The organism is Methylobacterium sp. Leaf106 (genome assembly GCF_001422895.1).
GTDB classification, from domain to species: Bacteria; Pseudomonadota; Alphaproteobacteria; order Rhizobiales; family Beijerinckiaceae; genus Methylobacterium; species Methylobacterium bullatum.
The window spans coordinates 347,391-372,878 of record NZ_LMNB01000023.1 but is presented as its reverse complement, the minus strand read 5'-3'; the positions used below and the strand labels follow the sequence as shown (position 1 = coordinate 372,878).

Genomic DNA, 25,488 nt, shown 5'->3' with positions numbered 1-25,488 from the left:
ATAAAGGCTCACCTCGCTCACCGCTCCAGCAGGACGGAAGCCGTCTTGTCGCGCTCCTGCCAGCCATGCCGGACGAGTTCGGGATCATCGTGCTCTTCCACCGGATAGCCGACGCAGAGATAGGCGACGAGGCGCCAGGAGGCGGGAACGTCGAGATGCGACGTGACGCAATCGGGCTCGATGATCGACACCCAGCCGACGCCGAGGCCGTGCGCCCGCGCGGCGAGCCAGAAGGTATGCACCGCCGTGACCACCGAATAGCGCAGCATTTCCGGCATGGTGGCGCGGCCGAGGCCGAACCCGTTCTTCGTATCCTCATCGCAGAAGATCGCGAGATGGATGGGTGCCTCGCGCAAGCCCGCGAGCTTCAGGCGGGTATAGGCTTCGCGGCGCTCGCAATCGTAGGTCTCGGCCGCAGCATCGTTGCAGCGCTCGAAACTCGCGGTGACCACGCTGCGCCGCGCCGGGTCGGCGACACGGACGAAACGCCAGGGCTGGCTGTTGCCCACGGACGGGCTCAGCATCGCCAGGGCCAGGCAGCGCTGAAACACGGCCTCATCGACGGGATCGCTGCGAAAGCGGCGCACGTCACGACGCCAGGCGAACAGGTCGCCGAGCGTCTCGCGAAAGCCGGGATCGAACCTCACCAAGACCTGCCGTCCAATCACTGCCATCCCTTGTCGACGAGGCCGCCTCTGCCGCCCGCCCCTGTCGGCCACCGCCGGAATCCGGCAGTCCACCAAAGCGGCGGTAGAATGCGAAGAGGGGCCGAGGCCATCGAAAAGGATTTTTAGACCAGAGCGGACCGTCATGGCAGAAAAAAAGGCCGCACTCCGGAGAGGCGGCCTGAAGTCCTTGGGTCTCGAAACCTCTGGAGTGTCGCTCCCGTGACATCGGCAGACTCCCGAAAGCTGGGGAGCATGGATATCGGCCGCCCGACCGAGCACGGAACCGACGAGGTTCGGCCACAGGTATCATCTTCTATCGCGGCCGACGATGGGCGATAACGGGGCGAAATCGTGATGTTGTGTTGCCGGTCCGTGGCTGGTGCCGGTGCGCACGCGGCGGTCGACCGGGCTTGCAGGCTCGGAGTGGGAGGCCCATCATTCCTCCTTGGCGGCGCTCGTCGCGTCGCCGGAACCGAGGAGCGAGGATGGACGAGGGGACCGGAGCCGAGCCGCGATCGAAGGATTCCACCGGCCGCGTCGTGCCGTTCCCGACGGCTCCGGTGGTGCCACAGGTCGCCTTCGACCGTTCCGAACTCAGGACCCTGTTCAACCTCTACGGCCGCATGGTCTCGGCCGGCGAATGGCGTGACTACGCCCTCGACTTCCGCCGCGACAAGGCGGTGTTCTCGATCTACCGCCGCTCATCCGAGACCCCCCTGTTCCGGGTGGAGAAGGATCCCAAACTCGCGCGACGCCAGGGCGCCTTCGCGGTAATTTCCGCCGCCGGCATCGTGCTGAAGCGAGGGCACGACCTCGCCCGTGTCCTGGCGGCGCTGGAAAAGCCTCTTCGCGTGGTGTGATCGCCCCGTCACGGGATGAAGAACGGGAGCGCCTCCCAACGGATAGGAGGCCAACCCCATCGCCGCGCGCCGATGGAATACAGGGCGCCGATCACGAACAGCGTAGCGATGCCGGCGATGATGGCTGCACCGATGCCGGCCCATGCGCCGGCGACGATCGTTGCGGCGACGCTCACGCCGACGATGGCGTAGGTCGGCACGTCGCTGGGCTGCGGCGTCTCCCGCTCTGGGCCACGCCCGATTTTCGGCACCACCGGTTTACCCACCGCGACATCCTCGCAGGTTCGCAGGTTCGCAGGTTCGCAGGTTCGCAGGTTCGCAGCAGCGGAAACGAAAAAAGGCCCCGGCGTTTCCGCCGAGGCCTTTCGATCCGCGTTCCGATGGCTCGCTTAGCGGCGATCGCCGAGGAGCTGGAGCAGGAACTGGAACATGTTGATGAAGTCCAGGTAGAGGGTCAGAGCGCCGTTCACCGACAGCTTGGCCGCGCCTTCGGCATCGGCTCCACTGTAGAGGAACATCTCCTTGAGCTTCTGCGTGTCGTAGGCGGTGAGGCCTGCGAAGATCAGGACGCCGAGCACCGAGATGGCGAACTGAAGCGCGCTCGAGGCCAGGAAGATGTTCACGATCGATGCGATGAAGAGGCCGATCACGCCCATGATGAGGAACGAGCCCATCCCCGAAAGGCTGCGCTTGGTGGTGTAGCCGTAGAGGCTGAGACCGCCGAACGTCGCCGCCGTGATGAAGAAGACCCGGACCACGCTGGCGCCAGTGAACACGAGCAGCAGGGTCGACATCGACGCGCCCATCACCGCCGCGAAGGCGAAGAAGGTCATGCGCGCCGAGGAGGCCGACATCTTGTCCATGCGCATCGTGAAGATGAAAATGAACGCGAGGGGCGCCAGCATCAGAACCCACTTGAGGGGGCTGGTGTAGAGCATCTGGCCGAACGGGGTGAGCGCGAGCTTGCCCGTAGCGGTCTGCGCGGTGGCGGCCATGTTCAGGCCGAGGGCCACGAGGCCGGAGATCCCGAGGCCGACGATCATGTTGTTGTAGACGCCGAGCATGAAGCTGCGCAGCCCCTGATCGACATCGACCTGGGAGCCGGCATAGCCCTGGGGCTGGGCGCCGTAGCGGAAAGGACTGTTATCGAATGCCATGGGAGATTCCCTTGGAAGCTCTCTCAGCGTGTGATTTGGAACCGAGGCTCACGCACAGGACCTCTGGCACGTGACCGCGCCTTGAGCCGAAATATGTTCCGTCATGCCGCTCCGCACAAGGGGGCGGCCGAGCTTTGCGGCCAGGGAATCACCGCTTCTGACCTCTATCTTTATTTGGATGAGGGCGGATTAAATCTCGTTCATCATCCGCGCGGCGCACCAGAGCTATAGTGACAAGTCATAAACCATGACTTCGGCGTCGTCTTTCTCCGTCGATTGGGAGGCGGACGACCTCCGGCCTCAGAATTGACGCAGGTAGGGAGCCGGTTTCTGGCCGAGGATGCGCCATGTCCCGGCCAGCCCGAGGACGATCGCGAAGACCACCGCGAGGGTGGATGCGACGAGGGCACCGGAGAGGTCCAGGGCGAAGTCGAGCTTCATCACGCGGGTCACGATGGTCCAGCCCGCGAGCGTGCCGGCGAGAAGCCCGAACAGAGCGGTGGCGATACCCAGGGCGCCGTATTCCAGCGTGTAGGCCAGGAGCAGGCGCCCGCGCGTGGCGCCCAGGACCTTCAGCACGACGGCATCGTACAGCCGGGCGCGGTGCCCCGCCGCGATGGCGCCGGCGAGCACGAACAGGCTCGCCACCACGGCGACGCCGCTGGCGGCGCGAATCGCCAAGACCAGCTTGCCGACGATGTCGTTGACCGTGTCGAGGGCGTCCTTCACCCGCACGCTGGTCACCGACGGAAAGGCGCGGGCGACGTCACGCAGGATCAGGGCCTCGGTCTTGGCATCCGGCCCGCCCGCCAGGGTGAGGGTGGCGAGATCCGAATGCGGCGCGCCCCGGAACGTGCCGGGCGAGAAGACCATGACGAAATTGATGCCGAGGTTGCGCCATTCGACCTTGCGCAGGTTCGCGACTTCGGCCGTCAGATTCCGCCCCAGGACGTTGACCGTGACGGTGCCGCCGACCGCCAGGTTCAGCGCGCGGCCGAGTTCCGCATCGAAGGACACCAGGGGTTTCGCCCCCTCCTCCGCATTCCACCACGAGCCGGCGACGAGGTTCGATCCCTCCGGGAGATCCTCGGCATAGGTGATCCCGCGGTCGCCATCGAGCACCCAGGCGGCATCTTCCGGCGGCTTGATCGCGGCGGCGGGGGTGCCGTTGATGCCGACGATGCGCCCGCGCATCATCGGCACGCGCTCGATTTTGCCCCCCGGCGCGAGCTTGCCCAGCTCCGCATGGAACCCGTCCGCCTCCGCCGCCGGGATGTCGAGGAAAAACAGGTTCGGTGCACGGGCCGGCAGCGAGCTCGTCAGCGTTCGCCGGACATTGGCGTCGATCAGGCTCAGCGTCACCAGCAGGGTCACCCCGAGGCCGAGCGACAGGACGATGGCGGGGGTGAGCGCGCCGGGGCGGTGAAGGTTGGCCAGCGCCATGCGGGGCGCCGCCGAGCGCGGTCGGGGCAGGCGCCGCGCCCCGGCCATGAGGCCGAGGGCGACGAGACGCAGCAGCCCGAAGGCGAGGCCGGCCGCCACGATGAACATCAGCGCGACCCTCCGGTCGAAAGCCGTGGCCAGCGCCAGCGCCACCAGGGCGGCGAGCGCCGCGACGAGGATGAGCCGGTAGCGCAACCGCGTCTTGCGGGTGTCGGGATCGACCACGTCCCGGAACAGGCCGGAGACCGGCACGTCATGGGCATGGCCCAGGGGAATGATGGCGAAGGCGAGCGCCGTGAGCAGTCCGTAGGCGGCGGCCAACAACAGCTCCGCCGGAGCCAGGGTCGGGTTCAACGGCAGCGGAAGCGCATCGTGGAAGAGGGCATCGAGGAGGAATGGCAGGCCCGCCCCGATCGCGAGCCCGATCACGGTGCCGAGCCCGGCCACCAGCATCACCTGTGTGAGATAGATGGCGACGACCTGCCCTCCCGGCGCACCGACGCTCTTCAGGGTGGCGATGGACCCGCGCTTCCGCGCCACGAAGGCGTTCACCGCATTGGCGACCCCGACCCCGCCGACGATGAGCGCCGTGAGCCCGACCAGGGTGAGGAACTGGGTGAAGCGCTCGACGCTCTTGGCGAAACGCGGATCGGCATTGGACCGCGAGCGCATCTCCCAGCCGGCATCCGGCGCCGCACGGGCGACGGCCGCGATCCGCCGCTCCAACTCCGCATCGTCGGCGGCGGGGGCCTGGATGCGATAGCTCCACCGGTTGAGGCTGCCCGGGCGGATCAGCCCCGTCGCCTGAAGCGTCGCGGCGGAGACGAGGAGGCGCGGGCCAAAGCCGATGCCGTTGGCGATCTTGTCCGGCTCGGAGACCAGCGTTGCCCGGATGGCGATCGGCTTGCCGGCGATCTCGATCCGGTCGCCGACCGTGAGGTCGAGGCGCGTCAGCAGGACCGGATCGGCGACGGCGCCGAACACCCCATCCCTCTCGGCCAGCAGATCGGGGAGCGGCAAGGCCGGGTCGGTGACGAGGTCCCCGGCGGCGGGATAGGCACCGTCCACCGCCTTGAGTTCCACCAGGGCCGCGCCCTTGTCCCCGGCCAGAGCCATGGCCCGCAGGGTCGTCACCACCGAGACCTTGCCCTGCGCGTCGAGGGCGGCCCGCTCGTCGGGTGTCGCCTCGCGGTTGATCAGACTGTAGGTGAGATCGCCGCCGAGGATGCGCTTGCCCTCTCGGCCGAGACCATCCGTGAGCGAGCGCGAGATCGAGGCGACCCCGGCAATGGCCGCGACGCCGAGCGCGATGCAGGCGAGGAACACGACGAAACCGGCGAGCCCGGCGCGCAGCTCGCGGAAGGCGAGGCGCAGGGTGAGCGGGACGCGGCTGGGGCGCGGAGTAAGACGAGGCAGGGTGCCATGCATGGGGTCAGGCCTTCCGCCGAACGCGCGGGTTCAGCCGGATCACGCCGCCACCGCCTCGTCCACAAGCCCCGAGCGCAGACGCACGGTGCGGTCGCAGAGCTTGGCGAGGCCGGGATCGTGGGTGACGAGGACGAGGGTCGCGCCGCGATCGCGCTTCAAGGCGAAGAGAAGGTCCACGATCTGCCGGCCCGTGGCCTCGTCGAGATTGCCGGTGGGTTCGTCGGCCACCAGGATCGCCGGGTCGGGCGCGATGGCGCGGGCGATGGCGACGCGCTGCTGCTCGCCGCCCGAGAGCTGGGCGGGGTAGTGGTGCAGCCGGTGGCCGAGGCCGACCGCTTCCAGTTCCGTCCGCGCCCGCTCGTGCGCACCCGGCTTGTCGGCGAGTTCGAGGGGCAGCGCGACGTTCTCCAGGGCCGTCATCGTCGGCACAAGGTGGAAGGCCTGGAACACGATGCCGATGCGCCGGCCGCGAAACCGCGCCAGGGCATCCTCGTCGAGTGCGCCGAGATCGGTGCCCTCCACATGGATCGTTCCCGATTCCGGCCGCTCCAGGCCCGCCATCACCATCAGCAGGGTCGACTTGCCCGAGCCGGAGGGGCCGACGAGGCCGACCGCCTCGCCGCGCGCCACATCGAGGGAGATGCCACGCAGGACATGGACCCGCGCCGCCCCCCGGCCGAGGCTGAGATCGATCCGCGACAGGGCGATCGCTGGAGCGTCCACCTTGCCGGGCATCACGGCAGGACCGATCTGTGTGAGACCATCGTCATGAACACCATAGGTCGAGGCTGTGCGGGAATGGGTCTGTGTCATACGTCACGCGATGAGGTCGATATGGTTCGTCCCGCCCCACCACGCCAGCATTCCCGCCGGGCGACGCTGGTGATGGCACTCTTTGCCGCATTGGGTACGGGAATCGGCCACGCCGCCGCACGTCCCCTCAACCTCGTGGCCTTCGGCGACAGCCTGACCGCCGGGTACCGCCTGCCCTCGGCCGCGGCCTTCCCCTCCGTGCTGGAACGCGAACTGAAGGCCAGGGGCCGCGCCGTGTCGATCGCCAATGCGGGCGTTTCCGGCGATACCAGCACCGGCGGGCTCGACCGGCTCGACTGGTCGGTCCCCGACGGGACCGACGGGGTCATCCTCGAACTCGGTGCCAACGACATGCTGCGCGGCACCGACCCCGCCGTGACGAGAAAGGCCCTCGACACCATCGTTTCCCGGCTCAAGGCCCGCAACATCCCGGTCCTGCTCGCCGGCATGAAGGCCTCGACCAATCTCGGACCGGACTACGTCGCGCGGTTCGACGCGATCTATCCCGATCTCGCCCGGCAACACGGCCTCGTCCTCTATCCGTTCTTTCTGGAAGGCATCCTCAACGACCGGCGCTTCAACCTGGAGGACGGGCTCCACCCCAACGTGAAGGGCGTCGAGACCATCGTCGCCGGCATCCTGCCCACGGTGGAGAGCTTCCTCGACCGGCTCGGCGCGGCGCAGAAATAGACCGATGCCGCGCCTGTTCACCGCCCTCGAACTCCCCGACGACATCGCCGAGGCCGTGTCGCGCTATCAATGCGGCCTGCGCGGCGCGCGCTGGATCGAGCGCGGCGACCTCCACATCACCCTGCGCTTCCTCGGCGACGTGGACGACGAGGTGGCCGAGGCGTTCCATGCCGGCCTCGTCGAAGCGCGCCCGCGCCCGCCTCTCGACGTGACGCTGTCCGGCCTCGACGCGTTCGGCGGCGACAGGCCCCGCGCGATCATCGCAAGCGTGACTGCCGGCGCGGATCTCCTCGACCTGCAGGAGGAGCACGAGCGCATCGCCCGCGCCGCCGGTGCCGAGCCGGAGCGACGCAAGTTCACGCCCCACGTGACCCTGGCTCGTCTCGCCAAGCGCGACACCCAGGCACCGGACGTGGCGGAGTATTTCGCCGAGAGAGGCCTGTTTCCGGCTTTGCGGTTCACCGCGACGCGGGTGGCCCTGTTCTCGGCGCGGGAATCGCGGGGCGGCGGGCCGTATGTGGTGGAGGCGGCGTATCCTCTGGGCTGAGGGATACGCTCCGGCTCACAACCGCCGCAGCGCCACGCTCTCGATTCGATGGCTCGCGCCCTTGGCCAGGATCAGACTCGCGCGCTGGCGCGTCGGCAGGATGTTGTCGCGCAGGTTCGGCAGGTTGATCGTGGTCCAGAGGTTGTCGGCGATCTCCAGGGCCTCGGCCTCCGTAACCTCGGCGTATTTGCGGAAATACGAGAGCGGATCACGGAAGGCGGTCTGGCGCAGGCGCAGGAAGCGGTTGACGTACCAGCGGTGCAGGTCGTCCTCGTGCCCGTCGAGATAGATCGAGAAGTCGAAGAAGTCGGAGACGAAGGGGATCGCGGTGCCGTCGCGCGGCAGGCGCGCCGGCTGGAGGACGTTGAGCCCCTCGACGATGAGGATATCGGGGGATTCCACCACCCGCTCCTCGCCCGCCACCACGTCGTAGACGAGGTGGGAATAGAGCGGCGCCGCCACGCTCTTCTTGCCGGCCTTGATGTCGGTGAGGAAGCGCAGGAGGGCGGCGGTGTCGTAGCTCTCGGGAAAGCCCTTGCGCTCCATCGCGCCCATGCGCTTCAATTCGGCATTGGGCAGCAGGAACCCGTCGGTGGTGATGAGGTCGACCTTCGGCGTGTTCGGCCAGCGGGCGAGCAGCGCCTTGAGGACGCGGGCGGTGGTGGATTTGCCCACCGCCACCGAGCCGGCCACCCCGATGATGTAGGGGACCTTCGCCTCGCGCTCGGCCAGCAGGAAGCGCTGGGTCGCCTTGAACAGCCCCTGCGTCGCCGCGACGTAGAGGGAGAGCAGCCGCGACAGCGGGAGATAGATCGCTACCACCTCCTCAATGGAGATGGGATCGTTGAGCGATTGCAGGCGGCTGACATCGTCCCCCGTCAGGGTCAGCGGGGTGTCGGCCCGCAACTGCGCCCATTCCTCACGGGAAAACAGGCGATAGGGCGACAGGCGCTCGGGGCCGATCCCCGTCACCGGGTCCTGGCCGAGGGCGGGATCGCGCTCGGACACGATGGCGATGGGCCGTGACGGCTCGGCGGTCACGTGTGCCTCCGGGCCGCTTTCTCGGCGATGCCGCTCTGGGCGGTGCGGCGCTCGAGTTCCGCCATCACCTCCGGCAGGGCGACGCCGCCGGCGCGCAGCACCACGAGGAGGTGGTAGAGCACGTCCGCCGCCTCGCTCACGAGCCCGTCACGATCGCCCTGCACGGCGGCGATGGCGGCCTCGACCGCTTCCTCGCCGAGCTTCTTGGCGGGCTTGGCCGGCCCGCCGGCCAGGAGCTTGGCCGTGTAGGACTGGTCCGGCGGCGCGGCGGCACGGTCGGCGATGAGGGCGTCCAGGTCGCTCAGGGTGAAATCGGTCATGCGATCCTAGCTCTCGGCAGGCCGGACGATGCACGCAACGGCGACGAGCCTGCGGCACGGGAAGGGATTGGGCAAGGGTCGGACCTCGGCGCCGCGCCCCGTCACGGGTCGAGCCGCATGTGCAAGCCGGCCTTCGCCATATGCGCCTTGGCCTCGGCGACGGTGTGCTGGCCGAAATGGAAGATCGAGGCGGCCAGCACCGCGCTGGCGCCACCGTCGCGCACGCCCGCCACGAGGTCGTCGAGGCCACCGACGCCGCCCGAGGCGATGACCGGCACCGAGACGGCGTCCGAGATCGCCCGCGTCAGAGCGATGTCGTAGCCGGAGCGCATCCCGTCCCGGTCCATGGAGGTGACGAGGAGTTCACCGGCACCGCGCGCCGCCACGGTCCGGGCGAAGTCGATGGCGTCGAGCCCGGTGGGCTTGCGCCCGCCATGGGTGAAGATCTGCCAGGCATCCGGCTCGCCCGGGGCGGAGGTCCGCTTGGCGTCGATGGCGACGACGATGCACTGGCTGCCGAACTTGAGGGCGCCGCGCTCCACGAAGGAGGGGTCGTTCACCGCCGCCGTGTTGATCGAGACCTTGTCGGCCCCGGCGAGGAGCAGGGTGCGGATATCCTCCACCGTGCGCACGCCGCCCCCGACCGTGAGCGGCATGAAACAGGCCTCGGCCGTGCGGCTCACCACGTCGAGCAGGGTGCCGCGGGCCTCGTGGCTCGCGGTGATGTCGAGAAAGCAGAGTTCGTCGGCGCCGGCGGCGTCATAGGCCTTGGCCGCCTCCACCGGGTCGCCGGCATCGCGCAGTTCCAGGAACTGGACGCCCTTGACGACGCGCCCGTCCTTCACGTCGAGGCAGGGAATGATTCGGGTCTTCAACATGGTGGACCTGTCACGCTTGCGGCCGATCCGGGTCGCACGCATCGGGCCATGCCCGTCCCTGCACCATTCCGTCAACTCGGCGACGGGGATCGGCACCATTTTGCAGGGTCGTTCGCCGGAATTTGAAACCCGAACCGGTCGAAGAGAGCTCCAGCCCTATCCCCAGAGGTCCGGCGTCGGCGGATGGATCAGGCTGCCGTCGAAGCGCAGGGCCGGCTCGCGGTCCCGCGCCAGCAGCAGGGGCCCGTCGAGATCGACATAATCGGCGTGATGGGCGAGCAGCATGGCGGGCGCCATGGCCAGCGACGTGCCGACCATGCAGCCGATCATCAGCGAGAGCCCCCGCGCCTTTGCCTCGTGCGCCAGCATCACCGCCTCGGTGAGGCCGCCGGCCTTGTCGAGCTTGATGTTGATGGCGTCGTAGCGGTCGGAGAGCGCGTCGAGGCCGGCGCGGTCGTGCAGGCTCTCGTCGGCGCAGATCGGGATCGGCCGGGCGATACGGGCGAGCAACTCGTCCTCGCCGGCCGGGAGCGGCTGCTCGATGAGGCCGACCCCCGCGGCGAGGCAGGCGGCCAGATTCGCCTCGATGGTCTCTCCGCTCCACGCCTCGTTGGCATCGACGATCAGGCGCGATTCCGGCGCGCCGCGACGGACGGCGGCGATGCGCTCGGGATCGCCTTCTCCGCCGAGCTTGACCTTGAGCAGGGGCCGGTGCGCCGCGCCGCGTGCGGCCTCCTCCATGCTCTCCGGCGTGCCGAGGCTCAGCGTATAGGCGGTGGTGGCGACCTGCGGCGGGCTCAGGCCCGCGATTTCCCAGGCCGGGCGGCCGCGCTGCTTGGCCTCCAGATCGAGCAGGGCGCAATCGACGGCGTTGCGCGCCGCTCCCGCTTTCATCAGCGTGAGCAGATCGGTGCGCGTGGCCCCCGCCGCGATCGCGTCGGCCTGTTCGGAAATCAAGGCGCAGACGCTCTCGGGGGATTCGCCGTAGCGCGGATAGGGCACGCATTCGCCCCGGCCCAGATGGCCGTCGGCATCGTCCGTGATGGTGGCGAGCACCACCACCGCTTCCGTGCGGCTGCCCCGCGCAATGGTGAAGGCCCCGGCGATGGGGAAGCGCTCCACCGCGACCGTGAGGCGGCGGGTCATGCGGCGCTCCCGGCGGGGAACTCCGCCAGCAGACGGTCGATGATCCCGTCGACGCCGAAGCGGACCGGATCGGTGGCGGGCAACCCGTGCTCCTTGGTCAGATCCTGGAGCAGGGTGCGGGCCTCGTCCTCCCCGAGCTTCTGCGTGTTCACCGCGATCCCCACCGGGCAGATGCCGGGATTGGTGAGGCTTCCGAGCTGGATCGTGAGGTCGATCACCTGCTGGATCGAAGGCAGCGGATGCGCCACGCCGCGCATGGCTTTGCGGCTCGGCTCGTGACAGACGACGAAGGCATCGGCCTGGGCACCGTGGAGCAGGCCGAGGCTGACGCCGGCGAAGGACGGGTGGTAGAGCGAGCCCTGACCCTCGATCAGGTCCCAATGGTCCGGGTCGGCCGCGGGAGCGATCCATTCCACGGCGCCGGAGATGAAGTCGGCCACCACCGCATCGATGGCGACACCGCGCCCGGAGATGAACACGCCGGTCTGGCCGGTGGCCCGGAAATCCGCATCGAGGCCGCGCTCGCGCATGCCGCGCTCCAGGGCGAGGACGGTGTATTTCTTCCCCACGGAGCAATCGGTGCCGACGCTCAGCAAGCGACGTCCCGGCCGCCGGATGCCCTTGCCGGTGTCGAAGGTCTCGGTGGTGTGGCGCACGTCGTGCAACTGGCGCCCGTTCTTCTCGGCCGCCTCGGCGATCTCCGGCAGCGAGCCGAGGCGCACGTGAAGGCCGCTGGCGATGTCGAGCCCCGCATTCAGGGCGGCCACGACCTCCGACACCCAATGCGTCGGGAGCACACCGCCGGCATTGGCGACGCCGATGACCATGGTCCTGCAGCCCTGGGCCACGGCCTCGTCCAGGGTGAGGTCCGGGATGCCGAGATCGGCGGCGCAGCCGGGCAGGCGCAACTGGCCGACGCACCAGTCCGGCCGCCAGTCGGCGATGCCGTAGGCGGTCTTGGCTGCCAACGTATCGGGAACGTCGCCGAGGAACATCAGGTAGGGCGTTTCGATCTGCATCTCGCATTCACCCGTCGGACTGAGATGGTGGCCGGTTCGCTCCGTCTATGCGCGAAGGCGGCCTCGCTGCCAAATGCACGATCATGGCCAGGACGTCCGGGTCCCTCTGACGGAATCGGCACTTGCGGTCGGCATCGTTGTCGGGTGTGGTCCCCGGCGACCAAAGGCTGAAGGGGAGACGGCCATGAAGATGTACGGCAACTGGCGCTCGGCCGCCGCTTTCCGGGTGCGCATCGCCCTCAACCTCAAGGGCCTCGCCTGCGAGGAGACCTTCATCGATCTCGATGCCGGCGACCAGTTCGAGCCCGAGTATCTCGCCATCAACCCGCAGGGCGCCGTGCCGGCCTTCTTCGACGGCGACGGCCCTCCCCTCACCCAATCGCTGGCGATCCTCGACTATCTCGAGGACATCCATCCCGAGCCGGCCCTGCTGCCGAGCGATCCGAAAGCCCGGGCGCGCGCGCGGTCCCTGGCGCAGGTGGTCGCGTGCGATACTCATCCGCTCTATGTTCCGCGGGTGCGCAACTACCTGATGTCGGCCTACGACATCCCGAAGGACGGCATGATGGAGTTCGTGCGGCATTGGTTCGAGACCGGGCTCAAGACCCTGGAGACCCGCCTCGCCCACGAGCCCGGTACCGGCCGCTATGCGCAGGGAGACGCGATCAGCCATGCCGACCTCTGCCTCGTGAGCCTCTGGGTCGGCACCGGCATCTTCGGCGTCGAGACCGCGCCCTATCCCACCGTGAGGCGGATCGCCGAGGATTGCCTGGGGCAGGAGGCGTTCGCCAGGGCGCACCCCCTGCGCCAGCCCGGCGCGCCCGCGTGAGAATATCGGCCGGGCCGCGTAGCTGAGGCTGCCGTTCAAAAAAGATTTTGCCTATAAGACCCGAGCGGAGAAAAAGGCGGGCCGCCTGCCGCTCAAGTTCAAGGGACGAGGGACGCATGGTACCGGGCGAAACCGTGGATAACCTCCATCGCATCGTGGTCGTCGGTGGAGGCGCGGCTGGGCTTCAGCTCGCTACCAAGCTCGGCGACACGCTGGGCCGGAAGGGCAAGGCGCACGTCACCCTCGTGGACAGGGCGCGGACCCATATCTGGAAGCCGCTGCTGCACGAGGTCGCCGCGGGCAGCCTCGATGTCGGTCACCACGCCGTGGACTATCTCCACCACGCGCATCAGCATCATTTCCGCTATCGCATCGGCTCGATGACGGGGCTCGACCGGTCCGCGCGCACGATCCAGCTCGCCGCGAGCCACGATGCCGAGGGCCGCGAGGTCACGCCCGTCCGCTCGATCCCCTACGACACGCTGGTCCTGGCAGTGGGCTCGACCACCAACGATTTCGGCACGCCGGGGGTGAAGGAGAACGCCATCGCCCTGGACACACCGGACCAGGCGGTGCGGTTCCACCAGCGCCTCGTCAACGGCATGCTGCGCGCGCACACCCAGGTCGGGCCGGTGCGCCCCGGCCAGCTCCACGTGACGGTGATCGGGGCCGGCGCCACCGGCACCGAACTGGCGGCGGAGCTTCATCGCACCACCCGCGACGTGGCCTCCACCGGCCTCGACAAGATCGACCCCGCCAAGGACCTGAAGATCACCCTCGTCGAGGCGGCGAGCCGGATCCTGCCGGCCGTCCCCGAGCGTCTCTCGGCGGAGGTGATGGCGCTGCTGAACAAGATCGGCGTCGAGGTCCGCACTCAGGCACGGGTGACGGAAGTCCGAGCCGACGGCGTCCAGCTCGCCGATGGCGGGTTCATCCCCTCCGAACTCGTGGTCTGGGCGGCCGGCGTGAAGGCGCCGCCCTTCCTGCAGGAGATCGGCGGCCTCGAGACCACGCGCAACAATCAGCTCGTGGTCACGCCGACGCTCCAGACCACGCGCGATCCCGACATCTTCGCCATGGGCGATTGCGCCTATCTGGTGGAGCAGGGCTCGGACACGCCGATCCCGCCGCGTGCGCAGGCGGCGCACCAGCAGGCGAGCCATCTCATCAAGCAGATCCCGATCAAGATGGCCGGGGAGCCCCTGAAGCCGTTCAAGTACCGGGATTTCGGCTCGCTGGTGTCCCTCGGGGAATATTCCACGGTGGGCAACCTGATGGGCTTCATCCAGGGAAAGAACATGTTCATCGCCGGGCTGTTCGCGCGGATGATGTACTGGTCGCTCTACAAGATGCACGAGCGCGCCCTGCACGGCACGATCAAGACCGCCCTCGACGCCACGGCCCGCGCCCTGACGCGGCGCACGGAGCCGCGGGTCAAGCTTCATTGAACGACCGGATTCGCCGGGGGCCGTGCCGCGCCCCCGGCAGGAACGTGACGAGACACGATCATGATCGACATCATCCAGGGCCTGCAGCAGCGCAATCCGACGCTCGGCCCCTACGTCCTCGTGCTGCGCTCGGATTCCCGCGCACGAGATCCCTCCGACCCGGCACGTCTCTGCGCCGAGGCGGAGGCCTGGATCGCCGAGAAGACCCCCGGCGCGCGTCTGTCCCAGGAGACCGTCCTGATCGCTCCTTATCCGGGTGGAATGCCCACCGAGCGCAGTGTCTCGGTGATGGCCTTCAAGGATGCCATGCAGCTCGCCGCCTTCGCCACGGCCTGGACGGCGGAACCCGAGCCGGAAGACGAGCCGACGCCCGAGACCGAATGAGACCGAACGGTCAGGCGGCTTGCAGCATCCTGATCGTTCCAAGGGTACCGTCCCGGACGACGACGAGACGCTGGACCAGCAGAGCGAGGTCGTCCCCGTTGCGGCAGGCTGTTTCGATCTCGCGGCAGAGATCCGACAGACCGACGAAGCCGAGCAGCCCGGCGGCCGACACCATGACGTGCGCGTCGTAGGCCAGATCCGCCGGCTCCATACCCGACAGATCCACGGCCTGCGGCGACGATCCGAACCGGTCGATGAGTTCGTCGGCCAGCATCGACAGCAGGACCGTCGCCCGCTCCGGCCCCACCATGTCCCTCAGCGACTCGTAGACCTCGAGATCGAGAATGGTCGGTAGGGCCGGCGCGTCGCCGGTAGTCACAGGGCCGCTCCAACGGGCGATGGCCGCGTAGAGCGCATCGCGCTTGAACGGCTTGCCGACATGGTCGTCCATCCCGGCGGCCGTCAGCGAGGCGACCTTCTCGGGCAGGACGTTGGCGGTCATGGCGATGATCGGCACCGCGCAGGCGGGGGCAGGCAGGGCGCGGATCAGGCGCGTGGCGGCGAGCCCATCCATGCCGGGCATCTGGACGTCCATGAGGACGAGATCGAAAGCGAGCGGTCCGCCCGCATGGGCCTGGATCGCGGCCACCGCCTCGGCACCGTTGCCCACCACGTCGACACTGTGGCCGGCGAGTTCGAGGACCGCCCGAGCCAGGGTCTGGTTCACCGGAACGTCCTCGGCGACGAGGATCCGCACCGGCCTCGGGACCACGGTGCTCCTCGCCACCACTCTCCCCTCCCCGGCCTCAGCGGGGCCGCTCGCCGCCTCCGCGCGCGGCAGGGCGAGGGTGAACCAGAAGGTCGATCCTTCGCCGGGACGGCTCGTGACCCCGATTTCCCCATCCATCATCGAGACGAGACGGCGGCAGATGGCGAGGCCGAGTCCGGTGCCGCCGAAGCGACGGCTGATGGAGGAATCGACCTGGCTGAAGCGCTGGAACAGATGGATCTGCTCCTCCTCCGAGATGCCGATACCGGTATCCACCACCTCGAAGCGCAGGACGGGGCCGCCCGCCTCCTCGCCGCATTGTCTGACGTTCAGGGTGACGGAACCCGCAGGGGTGAACTTCACCGCGTTGTTGAGGAGATTGAGCAGCACCTGCCGGAGCCGGTTCGCATCCCCCAATGCCCAGGGCGGCAGCGCGGGGTCGAGCCGCGAGAGGATGGTCACGGGGCTCTTGAGCGCGCTGCCGCGCACGATCTCCACCGTATTCTCGATGAGGTCGCGCAACGGGAAGGGGAGCAGTTCCAGGGTGAACTGCCCCGCCTCGATCTTCGAGAAGTCGAGGACGTCGTTGACGATGGTGAGAAGCGCGGCGCCCGCCCCTCCGATCAGTTCGAGGCGGTGCCTGTCGTCCGGCGTCCGGCTCGGCTCCTCCAGCAGGAGGTCGGCATAGCCGAGGATGCTGTTGAGCGGCGTCCGGATCTCGTGGCTCATGGCGGCGAGGAATTCGCTTTTCGCAGCGCTGGCCTGCTCGGCCCTGACTGTGGCCGCCTGCAACGCGGCCTCCACCGTCTTGCGCTCGGTGATGTCGAAATGCAGGCCCACCATCCGATAGGGCGCGCCGGCCGCGTCGTAGAGCACGCGACCGCAGGTCGAGATCCAGCGCTCCTCCGCGTCCACGACAATGCGGTACTCGGCGACGTAGTTGGTCCGGTTTCGGATCGCGTTGGCTGCTTCCTCTCGGACCGCCTGCCGGTCATCGGGATGGACCAGCGGGATCCAGTCCTGGACGGGCATGGCCCGGGCGCCCTCGCAGGGGAGGCCGAACAGGCCGACGGCTTTCGGGCTGAGGGTGATGGTATCCGTCCAGAGGTCGAGATCCCAGGTGCCCGCATCGGCCGCGTCCTGGGCGATGCGCAGCAGGTCGGTGGTCTCCTCCAACCGCTGGCGTGCGGTGATGATGTCGTCGATGTCGAGGGCGGTGCCGAGCCATTCGGCGGCATCGGGCGCCCGGTCGTCATGGGTCGGGATCGGGATCATCACGATCTTATGCCAGCGGTAGACGCCGTCATGGCGGCACAGGCGTCCCTCAACCGTGAAGGTCCGCCCCCAGGCATGGGCGTTCCGCCACGCGACCTCCATGCGTTCGGCATCGTCGGGATGGTTGCGCGCGGTGCGCTCGCTCCGCTGGGGACCGATATCACCGTAGAAATCGGTGAAGGCCGGATTCACATAGGTCGCCGTCCCGTCCGGCGGGCGGGTCGTCCAGATCAGGGCGGGCAGGGCCTCCGCGAGGGTGCGGTAGCGATCCTCGCTGCGCTGGAGTTCGAGTTCCGCCGCGCGGCGCTCGGTGATGTCGCGGGTGATCTCGGCATAGCCGACCACGGCCCCCTCGTCGTCGCGGATGGCATCGATGGCGACGCTGGCGAAGAATTGCGAGCCGTCGCGGCGAACCCGCCAGCACTCGAACTTGAGCCGCCCCTCATAGGCGGCGGTGGCGAGCGCGATGCGCGGCGCCCCCGCTTCGAGCCCCTCCCTGGTATAGAAGCGAGAGACGTGGCGACCGATGGCATCCTTCGCGGAATAGCCGGTGATCCGCTCGGCCCCGCTGTTCCAGTTGGCGACATGCCCGGTCCGGTCGAGGGTGACGAAGGCGCAATCGCTCACCGCGTCCACGAGACGGCGGAACTGGCTCGTCCGCTCCCGCAGGGCGGCGTCGGAATTGCGGGCGTCCGTCACGTCGATGGCGGTGCCGACCAGCCCGACGGCCAGACCTGCCACGTCGCATTCGCAGATGCCGCGAACGACCATCGTTCGGACCTCCCCATTCGGACGAACCATCCTCGCTTCGAAGGCGAAAGCACCTTTCCGCTCCAGCGCATCGGAAATGCTGGACCGAACCAGTTCACGGTCGTCGGGATGATGCAGATCGAGGGCCCCGTCGAATGTCGGCGCGGAGGTCGCGGGATCGAGCCCGGCAATCCCGTAGATGCCCGTGGACCAGAAGGTCTGGCCATCGGCGAGCCGGACGCGCCAATGGCCGATCCCGGCGACCTCCTCCGCCATGGCGAGCAGGTGATGCGCGCTGGCGAGCGCGCTCTGGCGCTGCTGCAACTCTTCCCGCTGGTCGGCGATCGTCGCCTGATGGGCCGCGCGTTCCTCGGCCTCGCGGACCAGCCTCACATGGGCGTCCGCGAGGCGAAGATGGGCGGTGACGGTGGCCGCGAGGTCGTGCAGAGCCGCTTCATCCTCCGCGCTGAACGGGCGCGGCGTGCTGTGAATGAGACAGAACGAGCCGACGCGGAAACCCGATTCGAGGCACAGTGGCACGCCGGCGTAGAAGACGATGGGATCGGGGCCGGTCACCAAGGGGTTCCCGGCGAAGCGCGGATCGAGGCGCGCATCCGGCACCACGAGCATGTCGCCACCGGCGATGGTGTGATGGCAGAACGATTCGAGGCGCGGCATCTCCTTGCTGGCGAGGTCACAGTCCGACTTGATCCACTGCCGGTCGGAATCGATGAGGGCGACATAGGCCTTCTCGACCCCGAAAAGGCGTTTGGCCGTGCGCGACACCGCCTCGTAATGCTCTTCGGGGGGCGTATCGAGGATACCCAGGCCGTGAAGCGCGGCGACGCGCTCGGCTTCATGAGACGGCGTGATCAAGGATCGGGCCTCGTTGCGCTGCGGTGGCAGCCTTGCGGAGCATCACATATGCAGGCCGCTAGGATAACGTTCTATGTCTCGCGTGAGAATTTCGCCCTCCGCCGCCTCATTTGCGACGGCACACAGCATCATTTCCTTCGCCGGCGAGACGTCGACGCCACGGCGATGGCCCCAGCGTGAGATGTCAGGTGGTCGATCGCTGTTGAAACACCCAGCGAATACGTGCGGCCTCGAGCCCCCATAGCATCCCGAGCATCATGTAAACGTGACGCCACTTCTCGATATCGATCTGAAATGCCTGGAGGAAGAACATCAGAAGGGCCGGAAACACGATCTGGGCGAGCCCCTGATAGGGCGACGGTTTGAGGCACAGGCGAAACCCGACAAAGATGGATGTCAGGACGATGGAGACGAACGCGAAACCTCCGAGCCATCCCCCATTCGCGAACCCGCCGATATAGGAATTGTGCGGCTCCAGATCGAAGACCACGCGCCATCTCAGAGGCCCGAAACCGAGGGGGCGATCGATGAGCATCGGGATGCCGCGACGCTGGTTGCCGAACCGTCCGGTCTCGCCTTCGTCGTAATCCTTCGTGACCTGCGCCCGATCGGTGAAGCGCTCCGAGACACCCTCCATCGACAGGAGGCCGCCGATCAGGAGCGCGCCGACGAGGACGGTGAGGGCCGACAGCCGGGCGATGCGCCGCCGAATGGCCCGCGATGGTGAGGTTGCCCATGTCAGGCCGATCGTCAGGCAGATGCCGAGGAGGCAGGCTCCCCAGGAACCGCGCGAGAACGAAAGGAAGACGCAGGCCAGCAGGACGAGCAGTGCCGTCGCGGAGAGGAAGTTCCGCCGCGTCTCCCCCACCAGCATCCTGCGGATGAGATACAGCACCGACAGGATGAGGAAGGATCCGAGCAGATTGGGGTCCTGGAACACGCCCGAGGCGCGTCCGTCCATCTTGAACAGCACATCTTCGCCGAGCACGTCGAAATAGCTGAAGATGCCGCAGATCGCGGCGAAGAGCGCTCCCGCGAGATAGGCCTTGAGGACGAAACCGACCCTTTCGGAGGTCTCGTCCGAGAAGAACATCACGAAGAAAATGCCGGTCAGCCCGAGATAGATGGCCTGATAGGTCCACTCGACCGAATTGGTCTCGTCGAGATAGGGGATCAACGCGATGACGATGGCCGACAGATAGGTCAGCAGAAGTGCGACGATGAGGATCGTCGAGCGGTAGAGCCTGATCCCCAGCAGGAACCACAACGCGATCGTCGGCAATGCCAGGAAATCATAGGGCGACGGCTTCATGAAGGTGAAGCACGTGAAGAAGATGACGAGCGCCAACAGCGCGTAGCCGAGGGTGTGGAGCGGGCCCGACGAGACACGGCGAGAATCGGCCGACGCCATAGCGACGCCCGCCTCATCCGCGCTCCATCTCCCGCCTGCCGCCATTCCGCCCGTCCAACCCGCCTCAGGATACGCGCCCGGCCTCAGCATGAGGCACTCCCCGTCAGCGAAGACTTAAACCGACGGTCTCACCGTCCCTCGCACGCCGAGAGCGGTCGCCCGAGCGTCAGGCCGTCGCTGTCCCGGGAGGCCGGGGGCGGACCAGGATTGCCTGGATCGCGCGGGTCATCGGCCGTTCCACGAACCTGTGCGCGATCACTGCGAAGACACAGCACGATACGACGGTGAAGGCCAGCATCGGCCACGCCCTCGTCGTTTCCTCGAAGCCGGTCCATTGCATGGCCTTACGGATCCCGACGATCACGAAAGGATGGCTGAGATAGAGCACATACGATGCATCGCCGAGATGGACCCCGAGCTTCGAGAGACGCGAGGTCTGCCCCTGACGGCCGAGGACGGCGGCGGCGACGATCAAGGCGGCGGGAAGTCCCCAGCCGACCACTCGCCAGGCGTCGTTGGGCGTCGTCCAATCGACGGCCTGATGCGACGAGTCGATCGGGTCGGCGATCAGGATTGCGACCCCGCCGACGAGAAAGGCTCCCCGGATCAGTCCCGATAGAACCACGCCGTGGCGGAGAAGCAGAGCGATCCCCATGCCGAGGGCGAATTCGAGAACGATGGGGCGGGACCAGAAGAACGGGGCGGCGGCGCTCGGCTGCATGACAGCTCCCGCGAGAACGAGGCCGCCGAGCAGGGCTGCGACAGCGATACCGGCCTGGTTGCGTCGCAGGCCGATGAAGACCGCGAAGACACCATAGAAGAACATTTCGTAATTCAGCGTCCATCCCAGTTCGAGGACCGGCATGGGAGCCGCATGACCCACGGCGTAGGCGGGCCAGAAGGCGAAGGATGCGACGACGTTTTGCCAGCCTGGAAAGTCCTTGGTCGTGCCCGCGAGCCCGACCATGAGGAACAGAATGTAGAGCGCCGTGAACATCCAATAGAGCGGGACGATCCGCGCCACGCGCCGGGCAAGGAACTCGCGCGACGCACCCTCGCGGCTAAATAGGTCTTCGGACGCGTAGACCATGATGAAACCGGAGATGACGAAGAAGATGTCGACACCCGCACCCCAAGGCAGCAGGTGGACGCGCTCGAACGAACCGCCGAGCTTCATCGACTGGACGAGAGTGTGATGCTGGGCATGGCCGAAAACGACCATGAGAGCCGCCAATCCTCGCAGGATCTGAACGGAAGCGATCTGTTTCACAGGAGGTCGGCCTCGCCGGCGGCATGATGCCGATCGCGGCGGATGGTCGGTCCGAGGCGGTTAAATCCCGATAAAACAGATGCCGGAAAATAGGGTCCGGCGTCGGATTATCCGATCAGCCCCCGCACGAGCGCGCGGAACTGGTCGCCCCGATCTTCGAAACTCTTGAACTGGTCGTAGGAAGCACAGGCCGGCGAGAGGAGGACCACCGGCTCCGACGGTTCTGATCTCGCAGCGGACTCCGCCGCCTGCTTCGTCGCCACGTCCAGGGTGCCGCAGCGCGTATAGGGCACCCTCCCCTCCAGCGTCGCGGCGAAGGCGTCGCTGGCCGCGCCGATGAGGTAGGCGTGGGCGACGCGGTCGAAGAGCGGCGCGAGCAGGTCGATGCCACCCTCCTTCGGCTTGCCGCCGAGGATCCAGTGGATGTCGCGGAAGGCCGTGAGGGCCTTCTCGGTGGAATCCGCGTTGGTGGCCTTGGAATCGTTGACGAACAGGACCCGCCCGCTCCGGCCGACCTCCTCCATCCGGTGCGGCAGGCCGGGGAAACTCACGAGTGCCGATGCGATCCGCCCGTCGGTCACGGCGAGAGCCTGGGCCACGGCGATGGCGACGGCGGCGTTCTGCCAGTTATGCGCGCCCCGGAGCGAGCCGATGCCGGCGACATCCGCGATGGCCTCGCCGGAGCGCCCGGCCACGATCCCGTCGCGGACGGTCAGCCCGTCCACGTCCTGGCGCGCGACACCGATCCGTACGAGGGGTCCCCGATGCCGGTCGGCGATGGCGCGGCTCGGCTCGTCGTCGACGCCGACCACCGCGAGAGCGGAGCCCCGGATCAGCCGTTCCTTGATCGCCGCGTAGTTCTCCATCGTCCCGTGCCGGTCGAGATGGTCGGGCGTGATGTTGAGGAGCACGCCGACGCTCGGATTCAGGGACGGCGTCAGGTCGATCTGGAACGAGGACAGTTCGATGACGTGGTAGCGCCCCGGAGCCGGCGGCTCCAGCGACAGGATCGCCGTGCCGATATTACCGCCCATCTGAACGTCGAGGCCGGCGTCGCTGAGGATATGCGCGATCAGCGCCGTGGTGGTGGACTTGCCGTTGGTGCCCGTGATGGCGACGAACGGCGCATCGGGGGCGATCTTGGCTCGCTCACGGCAGAACAGCTCCACGTCGCCGACGATCTCGATACCGGCCGCCTTGGCGAGATCGACGGTCCAATGCGGCGCGGGATGGGTCAGCGGGACGCCGGGGGCCAGGATCAGGGCGGAGAAGCCCGACCAGTCGGCGCTGCGCAGATCCGCGACGCCGATGCCCCGTTCGCGCGCCCTGGCCCGGCTCTCGGGGCTGTCGTCCCAGGCGACGACGCGGGCGCCCCCGGCCTGGAGCGAGACCGCCGTGACGAGGCCGGAGCCGCCGAGGCCGAACAGGGCGACCGTGCGGCTGGCGAAGGTGGTAGCGGGGGTCATGCGGGTCTCGAACTCGCCAATGCTCTGATCTCTGTCCCCCTCCCTCTACCTCATCCTGAGGTGCCCGCGCGAGCGGGCCTCGGGACGAGGTGATCGGCGGGAGGAGACCGGTTGTGGCGGACCATCATACGACGCTCAGCGCAGCTTCAGCGTCGCGAGGCCGGCCAGCGCCAGGATCACGGCGATGATCCAGAACCGGATCACGACCTGCGGCTCCTTCCAGCCCTTCTGTTCGAAATGGTGGTGGATCGGCGCCATGCGGAAGACGCGCTTGCCGGTGAGCTTGAACGAGGCGACCTGGATGATCACCGACATGATCTCCAGGACGAACAGGCCGCCGACGATGGCCAGCACGATCTCGTGCTTCGTGGCGACAGCCACGGTGCCGAGGAGGCCACCGAGGGCGAGCGACCCGGTATCGCCCATGAAGATCTGCGCCGGCGGGGCGTTGAACCATAGAAAGCCGAGCCCGGCGCCGATCACCGCGCCGCAGACGACGGCGAGTTCGCCGGTGTCGCGGACGTAATTCACCTGGAGGTAGTTGGCGGTGAAGACGTTGCCGACGAGATAGGCGATGACCCCGAACGTGCCGCAGGCGATCATCACCGGCACGATGGCGAGGCCGTCGAGGCCGTCCGTGATGTTCACCGCGTTGCCGGCGCCGACGATGACGAAGCCGGCGAACAGGACGTAGAACCAGCCGAGGTTGAGGAGCGCATCCTTGAAGACCGGGAAGGCGAGCTGGTTCTGGAGCGCGGGCGCCGAATAATACGAGATCAGGGTGCAGGCCGAGATGGCGATGGAGGCTTCGAGCAGCAGCCGGAACTTGCCCGAGAACCCCTTATGCGACTGTTTCGTCACCTTGAGGTAGTCGTCGTAGAAGCCGATGGCGCCGAATCCGAGGGTCACGGCCAGCGTCACCCAGACGAAGTGATTGCGCGGATTGGCCCAGAGCAGGATCGCCACGATGGCGCCGGCCAGGATCATGAGCCCGCCCATGGTCGGCGTGCCGCGCTTGGTCAGGTGGGTCTGAGGCCCGTCCTCGCGGATCGGCTGCCCCTTGCCCTGGCGCAGGCGCAGCAGCGAGATGATGAGCGGCCCGAACCAGAACACGAACAAGCCCGCCGTGAACAGCGCGCCGCCGGTACGGAAGGTGATGTAGCGGAAGACGTTGAGGGGCGAGAGCGTGCCGCTCAGGTCCGACAGGAGATACAGCATCCGACACCCGGTCGCGGTTTGTCTGGGAATGGATCGTCGGGGTTGGAGGAGGCCGCGCGCCTTTCCATCCCCGCCATGCCGCCCGGCTCGCGGGCTCTCCCGGCGAGCCGGGCCTGACACGGAGGTCTATTGGCGGATCGCGGCCTGCGCCGACTCGGCGCGGTCCACGGCGCCCGCGTAGCGGGCTTTGAGGGCTTCGACAATGCGGCCCATGCGGATGCTGTTCGATCCCTTGACCATCACGGCGTCTCCGGCGCGCAGGGCACCCAGGAGCGGATCGACGAGATCCGACGACGCTCCGGCCGAGACGCCGCGCCGGCTCACCGGCAGCGCCTCGAACAGGTGGCGCATCATCGGGCCGGCGGTGAAGACGAGATCGATCCCGGCCTCTTCCACGGCCGAGGCGAGGGAGCGATGGTGCTCTTCCGCCGCCGCTCCGAGCTCCAGCATGTCGCCGAGGACCGCGATGCGGCGCCCGCGCGATCCGGTCTCGATGCCGGACAGGGTGGCCAGGGCCGCGCGCACCGAGGCCGGGTTGGCGTTGTAGCTTTCGTCCACCAGGAAGGCCTCGCCGTCCTTGAGCTTGAGCGCCGTGCGCTCGCCGCGCCCGACAGGGGGCTTCAACGCGGCCAGGGACAGGGCGGCTCGCGCCAGGTCGGCGCCCAGGGCATGGACCACCGCCATGACGCCCAGCGAGTTCATCGCCGTGTGCCGGCCGGGCGTTCCGAGCTGGTACGTCACGGGGATACCCATCACCGATGCGTCCACCACGGAGAGATCGGGCCGCATGACGATGCGAAGGGCGCGGACATCGGCCTCCTCGTGCTCGCCGAACGTGACGACCCGCCCCGCCTGCGAGGCATGGGCATGGGCGAGCAGGCGCGAAAAGTTCGGGTTGTCGCGGTTGATGATCGCGGTCCCGCCGGCGCTCAGGCCGGAGAAGATCTCGCCCTTGGCATCGGCGATGGCCGAGAGCGAGGCGAAATGCTCGATATGCACCGGCTCGACGGTGGTGATCAGCGCGATGTCCGGCCGGACCATGGCCGTCAGCGGCACGATCTCGCGCGCGTGGTTCATGCCGATCTCGAACACGCCGTAATCGCTGTCGGCGGGCATCCGCGCCAGGGTCAGCGGCACGCCCCAATGGTTGTTGTAGGAGGCGATGGACGCATGGGTCCGCCCCTGCGCGGACAGGACGTGGAGCAGGGCCTCCTTCGTGCCGGTCTTGCCGACGGAGCCGGTGACGGCGACGATGCCGGCATCCGTGCGCCGGCGCGAGGCCGCACCGAGGGCACGCATGGCCTCGAGGATCGGATCCTCGCCCGCTCCCGACACGGCAAGGACGCCGCCCGCCCCGGCGAATTCCTCGGCCCGGTCGGCGGCGACCACGGCCGCTCCGGCACCGCGCGCCAGGGCATCGCGAACGAAATCATGGCCGTCCCGCGCCTCGCCGCGAATGGCGAAGAACAGGTCGCCCGGCTGCAGCGTCCGCGTGTCGATGGAGGCACCGGTGATCGGCTTCGGATTGCCGAGCAGGCTGCCGCCGGTGGCGGCTTCCAGGGCCTCGGGGGTCCAGAGGGGCGTCGTCATCGGCGAGTCACTCGTAATGAACGGTCGGACGCATCCCCTCTCCCCGCCTGCGGGGAGAGGGCCGTGTCTCCACCCTGTCGGGGAGCACGGCGAGGCGGCAGCCGATGGTGAGGGGGCGACGACGGACGAGTCTCCTCCGGAGATCCCCCCTCACCGTCGCTCCGCTCGCTTCCTGCACGGCGAGGTGCAGGA

Annotated in this window: 22 protein-coding genes; 6 read left to right on the top strand and 16 right to left on the bottom strand. The window is 68.1% G+C overall.

Annotated features, from left to right (window positions below; all coding sequences use genetic code 11):
- Positions 1-17: 17 nt before the first annotated feature.
- Entirely contained in the window at positions 18-674 is a 657-nt protein-coding gene (bluB, locus tag ASF34_RS13495; RefSeq protein WP_056161629.1) for a 5,6-dimethylbenzimidazole synthase, read from the bottom strand.
- A 479-nt stretch (positions 675-1,153) separates the two neighbouring features.
- Here bluB and ASF34_RS13490 point away from each other — a divergent pair, with 479 nt between their 5' ends.
- Complete coding sequence (locus ASF34_RS13490) at positions 1,154-1,528, top strand: DUF2794 domain-containing protein (protein WP_018045158.1); 375 nt, start codon at positions 1,154-1,156, stop codon at positions 1,526-1,528.
- 8 nt (positions 1,529-1,536) lie between these two features.
- Here ASF34_RS13490 and ASF34_RS13485 read toward each other — a convergent pair whose 3' ends face one another.
- The 4 genes from ASF34_RS13485 to ASF34_RS13470 form a co-directional block, all read right to left on the bottom strand.
- The gene (locus ASF34_RS13485; protein ID WP_244478991.1) at positions 1,537-1,794 is read right to left on the bottom strand and encodes a hypothetical protein; all 258 of its coding nucleotides are present in this window, start codon (positions 1,792-1,794) and stop codon (positions 1,537-1,539) included.
- Positions 1,795-1,917: 123 nt separating this feature from the next.
- On the bottom strand, positions 1,918-2,685 hold the full coding sequence (locus ASF34_RS13480) for a Bax inhibitor-1/YccA family protein (RefSeq protein WP_027172050.1): 768 nt from the start codon (positions 2,683-2,685) through the stop codon (positions 1,918-1,920).
- Between the two features lie 300 nt (positions 2,686-2,985).
- Positions 2,986-5,556: an ABC transporter permease gene (locus ASF34_RS13475; protein ID WP_056161627.1), complete on the bottom strand. Its 2,571-nt coding sequence runs from the start codon at positions 5,554-5,556 to the stop codon at positions 2,986-2,988.
- A 39-nt stretch (positions 5,557-5,595) separates the two neighbouring features.
- Positions 5,596-6,291, bottom strand: a complete 696-nt coding sequence (locus ASF34_RS13470) for an ABC transporter ATP-binding protein (RefSeq protein WP_056162066.1) — start codon at positions 6,289-6,291, stop codon at positions 5,596-5,598.
- A 99-nt stretch (positions 6,292-6,390) separates the two neighbouring features.
- Between ASF34_RS13470 and ASF34_RS13465 the strand changes: the two genes are divergently transcribed.
- Positions 6,391-7,059 (top strand): arylesterase, encoded by a 669-nt coding sequence (locus ASF34_RS13465; protein ID WP_443136538.1) that lies wholly within the window; start codon positions 6,391-6,393, stop codon positions 7,057-7,059.
- Between the two features lie 4 nt (positions 7,060-7,063).
- Complete coding sequence (gene thpR / locus ASF34_RS13460) at positions 7,064-7,606, top strand: RNA 2',3'-cyclic phosphodiesterase (RefSeq protein ID WP_056161623.1); 543 nt, start codon at positions 7,064-7,066, stop codon at positions 7,604-7,606.
- Between the two features lie 15 nt (positions 7,607-7,621).
- On the opposite strand, the gene coaA is transcribed toward thpR, so the two are convergent.
- From coaA to dgcN, 5 genes are all read right to left on the bottom strand, one after another.
- Positions 7,622-8,614 carry a type I pantothenate kinase gene (coaA, locus tag ASF34_RS13455; protein ID WP_147832479.1) on the bottom strand — a complete coding sequence of 331 codons (993 nt, stop codon included), beginning with the start codon at positions 8,612-8,614 and terminating at the stop codon, positions 7,622-7,624.
- Positions 8,615-8,643: 29 nt separating this feature from the next.
- A complete protein-coding gene (locus ASF34_RS13450) occupies positions 8,644-8,967 on the bottom strand; it encodes a phosphoribosyl-ATP diphosphatase (RefSeq protein WP_056161621.1) in 324 nt (107 codons plus the stop codon).
- 101 nt (positions 8,968-9,068) lie between these two features.
- Complete coding sequence (gene hisF / locus ASF34_RS13445) at positions 9,069-9,845, bottom strand: imidazole glycerol phosphate synthase subunit HisF (RefSeq protein WP_026176174.1); 777 nt, start codon at positions 9,843-9,845, stop codon at positions 9,069-9,071.
- Positions 9,846-10,001: 156 nt separating this feature from the next.
- Entirely contained in the window at positions 10,002-10,991 is a 990-nt protein-coding gene (dgcA, locus tag ASF34_RS13440) for an N-acetyl-D-Glu racemase DgcA (RefSeq protein ID WP_056161620.1), read from the bottom strand.
- Entirely contained in the window at positions 10,988-12,010 is a 1,023-nt protein-coding gene (gene dgcN / locus ASF34_RS13435; RefSeq protein ID WP_056161618.1) for an N-acetyltransferase DgcN, read from the bottom strand. The genes dgcA and dgcN overlap by 4 nt, the downstream gene beginning before the upstream one ends.
- Positions 12,011-12,194: 184 nt before the next feature.
- On the opposite strand from dgcN, the gene maiA reads away from it, so the two are divergent.
- From maiA to ASF34_RS13420, 3 genes are all read left to right on the top strand, one after another.
- Positions 12,195-12,839 carry a maleylacetoacetate isomerase gene (gene maiA / locus ASF34_RS13430; protein ID WP_056161616.1) on the top strand — a complete coding sequence of 215 codons (645 nt, stop codon included), beginning with the start codon at positions 12,195-12,197 and terminating at the stop codon, positions 12,837-12,839.
- Between the two features lie 116 nt (positions 12,840-12,955).
- On the top strand, positions 12,956-14,287 hold the full coding sequence (locus ASF34_RS13425) for an NAD(P)/FAD-dependent oxidoreductase (RefSeq protein WP_018045171.1): 1,332 nt from the start codon (positions 12,956-12,958) through the stop codon (positions 14,285-14,287).
- 60 nt (positions 14,288-14,347) lie between these two features.
- On the top strand, positions 14,348-14,671 hold the full coding sequence (locus ASF34_RS13420; RefSeq protein ID WP_018045172.1) for a hypothetical protein: 324 nt from the start codon (positions 14,348-14,350) through the stop codon (positions 14,669-14,671).
- A 10-nt stretch (positions 14,672-14,681) separates the two neighbouring features.
- Here the strand turns inward: ASF34_RS13420 and ASF34_RS13415 are convergent, their stop codons facing one another.
- The 6 genes from ASF34_RS13415 to ASF34_RS13390 all read right to left on the bottom strand — a co-directional run bounded on the left by ASF34_RS13415 (position 14,682) and on the right by ASF34_RS13390 (position 25,296).
- On the bottom strand, positions 14,682-18,341 hold the full coding sequence (locus tag ASF34_RS13415; protein ID WP_056161615.1) for a PAS domain S-box protein: 3,660 nt from the start codon (positions 18,339-18,341) through the stop codon (positions 14,682-14,684).
- A gap of 184 nt (positions 18,342-18,525) precedes the next feature.
- Positions 18,526-19,752, bottom strand: coding sequence for an O-antigen ligase family protein (locus ASF34_RS13410; protein ID WP_056161613.1), 1,227 nt, complete (start codon positions 19,750-19,752; stop codon positions 18,526-18,528).
- A 166-nt stretch (positions 19,753-19,918) separates the two neighbouring features.
- Positions 19,919-21,022, bottom strand: coding sequence for an acyltransferase family protein (locus ASF34_RS13405; protein WP_274533757.1), 1,104 nt, complete (start codon positions 21,020-21,022; stop codon positions 19,919-19,921).
- Between the two features lie 107 nt (positions 21,023-21,129).
- Positions 21,130-22,488, bottom strand: coding sequence for a UDP-N-acetylmuramoyl-L-alanine--D-glutamate ligase (gene murD, locus ASF34_RS13400; RefSeq protein WP_056161609.1), 1,359 nt, complete (start codon positions 22,486-22,488; stop codon positions 21,130-21,132).
- Between the two features lie 135 nt (positions 22,489-22,623).
- A complete protein-coding gene (mraY, locus tag ASF34_RS13395; protein WP_018045176.1) occupies positions 22,624-23,706 on the bottom strand; it encodes a phospho-N-acetylmuramoyl-pentapeptide-transferase in 1,083 nt (360 codons plus the stop codon).
- Between the two features lie 126 nt (positions 23,707-23,832).
- The gene (locus ASF34_RS13390; RefSeq protein ID WP_056161607.1) at positions 23,833-25,296 is read right to left on the bottom strand and encodes a UDP-N-acetylmuramoylalanyl-D-glutamyl-2,6-diaminopimelate--D-alanyl-D-alanine ligase; all 1,464 of its coding nucleotides are present in this window, start codon (positions 25,294-25,296) and stop codon (positions 23,833-23,835) included.
- Between the last annotated feature and the right edge of the window lie 192 nt (positions 25,297-25,488).